We start from the raw sequence: 4300 nt of genomic DNA on the forward strand, positions 1-4300 counted from the left end.
TGATGCACGCTATCTCGCATTGATCCTTACAAAGAATATAGATGTACCCAAGCTGGTTGTACTCGATAATGGTATACAACTCGACACACGCTATGCAAAGTTCTATCGCAATGCTGTACAACAACGCATTGCCGATGAATACTCATACGATCAATACTGGGCGCGTATAGAGGCTGAGTTGCCAGGTAAAAAAATGATCTATATATCACCCGATGGTGCCTATAACCAGATCAATCTCAATACACTCAAGAAACCCGATGGCGATTACGTACTAAATCGTTACGACCTGGTAATTCTCGGCAACTCAAAAGACCTTATCGCTTTGAAAAGTAAAAAAGCAAAAGCTCTGCGGAAAAATGCTACACTCGTAGGCTTCCCGGATTACGGAGCAGGAGATATAGCGGCACTCCCCGGAACAAAAACGGAGATCGATAATGTAGCCAAAGTATTAAAAGCATCGGGCTATACCGTTACACAGTTCACACAAAAAACGGCTACCGAAAAAAATCTGAAAGCAGTAAAAGGTCCTACCCTTATACATATAGCAACACACGGATATTTTTTACAGGATGTTGAAAGCTCCGGAGTAGCGTTTGGTGTGCAACTCGAAAATGCCAATGACAATCCATTGCTTCGCTCGGGGTTGTTATTGGCTGGTGCATCCGGCACGGTGAGTGGTAAACGGATGCCTAACCTCGAGAGCAACGACAATGGTATACTTACAGCATACGAAGCGATGAACCTCAATCTTGAAGGTACTGACCTTATTGTACTCAGCGCATGCGAAACAGGACTCGGTGATGTGAAGGCTGGTGAAGGAGTATATGGTTTGCAACGCGCGTTTCTGGTCGCTGGTGCCGATGCACTCATTATGAGTCTGTGGAAAGTAGACGATGCTGCTACTAATCAATTAATGAGCAGCTTCTATACTAACTGGATCAAGCTGGGTAATAAACAAAAAGCATTTAAACAAGCCCAACTCCAGCTCATGACTAAATATAAAGATGCGTATTATTGGGGCGCGTTTGTAATGATGGGACTTTGATGTGCGCATGTGTTTAGGTGTTTACGTGTTTATGTTGCAGTTACGCGCTGCGCTATATATACTCAACGTAAACACATACACACGTACCAACGTAAACACGTACCAGTACACACGTAAAAACACAAACACGTAAAAAATGGAATTAAAGAATTTAGGAGGTTCTTCAGTGAAGGTAACGCCAATGGCGTTTGGCGCATGGGCAGTAGGTGGATGGATGTGGGGCGGTGCAGAAGAGAGTGCTGCGCTGCGGGCTATACGCGCTTCGTATGATCTGGGTATAACAACCATCGATACAGCTCCGGTATATGGCTTCGGACGCAGTGAAGAATTGGTCGGTCGAGCAATGGAAGGTATCGCCCGAGATAAATACCAGATACTTACCAAGTATGGTCTCAACTGGGAAACCGCTGAAGGTGAATTTTTCTTCGATACTACCGATAACAGCGGAAAGCCTTTGAAGATATACCGTTACTCCGCTGCTAAAAAAGTGATCAAGGAATGTGAAGACAGCTTGCGCAGGTTGAAGACTGACTATATCGACTTACTGCAAATACACTGGTCGGATGCCACTACACCTATAGCAGAAACGATGGGGGCTGTAGCCAAACTTATTGAGCAAGGTAAAGTACGCGCAGCCGGTGTTTGTAATTATACCGTAGCGCAGGTAGATGAAGCACTCAAAACCGTAAAGCTTGTTTCGAACCAGGTGCCCTATAGCATGATCAATCGGGGTATAGAGAAAGATGTAGTAGCCCAGGCGTTGCAAAAAGGCATGAGCATTGTTCCGTATAGTCCGTTACAGCGTGGATTACTCTCGGGTAAGATTAAACCCGGGCATAAATTTGGTGAAGGCGATACACGCGAGAACAATAAGTTTTATACCACCGAAAATATCAACCGCGCCAATGCACTACTGCAAAAGATTAAGCCTATAGCTGATGCTCATGGAGCTTCACTGTCACAACTGGTAATCAACTGGACTACACGCCAGCCTGCTATGGATTGTGTATTAGTAGGTGCCCGTGATGAACAGCAAGTAAAAGAAAATGTAAAAGCGCTTGACTTTAAACTCTCAGACGAAGAGCTCAAGAAGATCACACAAGCAGCAAACGAATTTATACTTGCAGAATAAAAAGTGTCCCACAGATCTCACAGACTGACACAGAATAAATGCAGGAGTTATTTCCCTCAGATTTTCGCAGAAAGAAATAATAGCTGAAAGCTAAAAGTAAGAAGCGGTATATTTTTGCTTTGCACTTTTAGCTTTCTGCTTCTTGCTCCCTCACGAATAACTGGAATTGAATATCGAACAAGGAACAACGAATAACGAATGCCGAAGTATAAAGTCCGGAAGACCGAAATCTGTAAACGATTAACGGTTAACGGATAGCGACTAACGCTATAATACCGGCTCAATCTTCAACAACATTCCCGGGCTCTCGGTTGCTATATACAGATATCCATCCGGACCTTGCGATACCATGCGCACGCGGCCGATCTTTTCGAGTATGCGTTCGTGTTTTATATACTTACCGTTCTCAACTTCCACACGTGCTATATGTGTTTGCGCGAGTGCTCCCACCAGGAAATTATTTTTCCAGTTCGGGTATTTATCGCTCGATACCTGGGTTGCTCCGCAGGTAGCAATGGAAGGAACCCAATACCACACCGGTTGCTCCATGCCTTCTTTTTCAGTTATATCCGTAATGGGTGTACCATCGTAATTTATACCGTAAGTAATTACAGGCCATCCGTAGTTCTTGCCTTTCTCTACCTTGTTCAGCTCATCGCCACCTTTTGGTCCGTGTTCAACGTCCCATAGCTCACCCGTTGTTTTATTGTATACCAGTCCTTGCGGATTACGATGACCATAGCTCCATATTTCCGGCTTGGCTCCGGCTGTTCCTACAAAAGGATTATCGGTTGGTACTGTTCCATCTTCGTTGAGCCGAAGTATTTTTCCTAAATGATTGCCGAGGTTCTGCGCATTCTCTTTTGTGCCACGCTCACCGGAAGAGAAGAAGATGTGACCGTTGCCATCAAACACAATGCGCGATCCGAAGTGAACTTCCGAATCAGCGTACGGCTGTGCCGTGAACAATTCCTGAAAATCAGTAAGCGCATTACCATTCAGCTTAGCCCGGGCAATGGTGGTACCTCCTCCACCTTCACCGGGCTTGGCATAGCTCATATATATCCAGCCATTGGTAGCATAGTCGGGGTGTGCTATAATATCGAGTAAACCTCCCTGACCATGTACATATACGGCTGGCACATTCTCGATCTTCTCTGCGAGTAATTTTCCATTCTCTATAATGCGTATCTCACCCTTACGCTCTGTTACCAAAATTTTTCCATCCGGAAGAAATGCTATTCCCCAGGGATTTTCCAACTCATTTGTTAATGTGTCGATACGAAATTTCAGTTTCTCCGATTCAATCACCGGACTTACTGTAGTTGTCTGTTCTGAACCATTTTTTTCAGAGCAACTAAAAACAGCCAACGCTACAGACAGGTATAGTATACCGTTTTTAAAATTCATAGTATAATTTTTAGGGATATAGTATAATTCCAAAGACGAAGATACAGATCGCCTTTCTAAAAGAGCAGGATTTATGACGAAACGAAGCTATTACCTGCTATTCGGGTGATTTCTCCCCATTTAATTCACGTACCACATCGACTATGCTACGCTCATTGATCTTTACATCTTTCAATGCTGCTTTACCGTCTTTTACACTTACAACGGCATAGGCTACCTGCGTGGCATCAGCTTCCGAAGTATCAGCCTGTATCTGTATTCCGCGATAAACTTGTTCTGCATCAGCGGCCTTCGATTCTTCCATGTAAAAACGTTCAAACGGATATTTTATCCAAAGTGTATAAGGCTCATAGCTTGTGACATGATCTACCTTTGCCTTTACAAAGTCGGTCCCTTCTGGTTCATACATCGATACCTTCGTAATATGCGCAAACCCTGCTGAATCGGCTAGCCATACATATATATCCTGGTCGCGTTTCCATTCCTTATCGTCTGTAACAAGAATGTGGCTCTGCTCGAAGTTCAATGTTATATACTTTCCTCTGAAAGGATCGGCCGGATCGATGGGTGCTGTTTTAAAATGATAGAGTGTACCTTCATCCAATACAGTTTCCTGCTCTACGATTATCTGTGCCGGAACAAACCACTGCACCAGACACATAATAACAAATGCGGGGATCAATAATTTCTTCATAGCCTTTTAGCGTATAGTG

The 4300-nt window shown here is 44.0% G+C and carries 4 protein-coding genes; 2 read left to right on the forward strand and 2 right to left on the reverse strand.

Going from position 1 to position 4300, the window contains the following annotated elements; translation table 11 throughout:
* Both VIN08_RS23460 and VIN08_RS23465 read left to right on the forward strand, forming a co-directional pair.
* The coding region (locus tag VIN08_RS23460; RefSeq protein ID WP_331970619.1) for a CHAT domain-containing protein at positions 1 to 1045 on the forward strand (1045 nt) is incomplete at its 5' end.
* 136 nt (positions 1046 to 1181) lie between these two features.
* The gene (locus tag VIN08_RS23465) at positions 1182 to 2177 is read left to right on the forward strand and encodes an aldo/keto reductase (RefSeq protein ID WP_331970622.1); all 996 of its coding nucleotides are present in this window, start codon (positions 1182 to 1184) and stop codon (positions 2175 to 2177) included.
* A gap of 267 nt (positions 2178 to 2444) precedes the next feature.
* On the opposite strand, the gene VIN08_RS23470 is transcribed toward VIN08_RS23465, so the two are convergent.
* Together VIN08_RS23470 and VIN08_RS23475 are read right to left on the reverse strand one after the other, a co-directional pair.
* Positions 2445 to 3587 carry a PQQ-dependent sugar dehydrogenase gene (locus VIN08_RS23470; protein WP_331970625.1) on the reverse strand — a complete coding sequence of 381 codons (1143 nt, stop codon included), beginning with the start codon at positions 3585 to 3587 and terminating at the stop codon, positions 2445 to 2447.
* 97 nt (positions 3588 to 3684) lie between these two features.
* On the reverse strand, positions 3685 to 4281 hold the full coding sequence (locus tag VIN08_RS23475; protein WP_331970628.1) for a GDYXXLXY domain-containing protein: 597 nt from the start codon (positions 4279 to 4281) through the stop codon (positions 3685 to 3687).
* Between the last annotated feature and the right edge of the window lie 19 nt (positions 4282 to 4300).

It is taken from the genome of Ohtaekwangia sp. (genome assembly GCF_036568665.1).
Taxonomy (GTDB): Bacteria; Bacteroidota; Bacteroidia; order Cytophagales; family Cyclobacteriaceae; genus Ohtaekwangia.

Excerpts from the sequence above, each read along its gene's own strand:
- VIN08_RS23465 (WP_331970622.1), top strand. The coding sequence starts at position 1,182 with ATGGAATTAAAGAATTTAGGAGGTTCTTCAGTGAAGGTAACGCCAATG.
- VIN08_RS23470 (WP_331970625.1), bottom strand. The coding sequence starts at position 3,587 with ATGAATTTTAAAAACGGTATACTATACCTGTCTGTAGCGTTGGCTGTT.
- VIN08_RS23475 (WP_331970628.1), bottom strand. The coding sequence starts at position 4,281 with ATGAAGAAATTATTGATCCCCGCATTTGTTATTATGTGTCTGGTGCAG.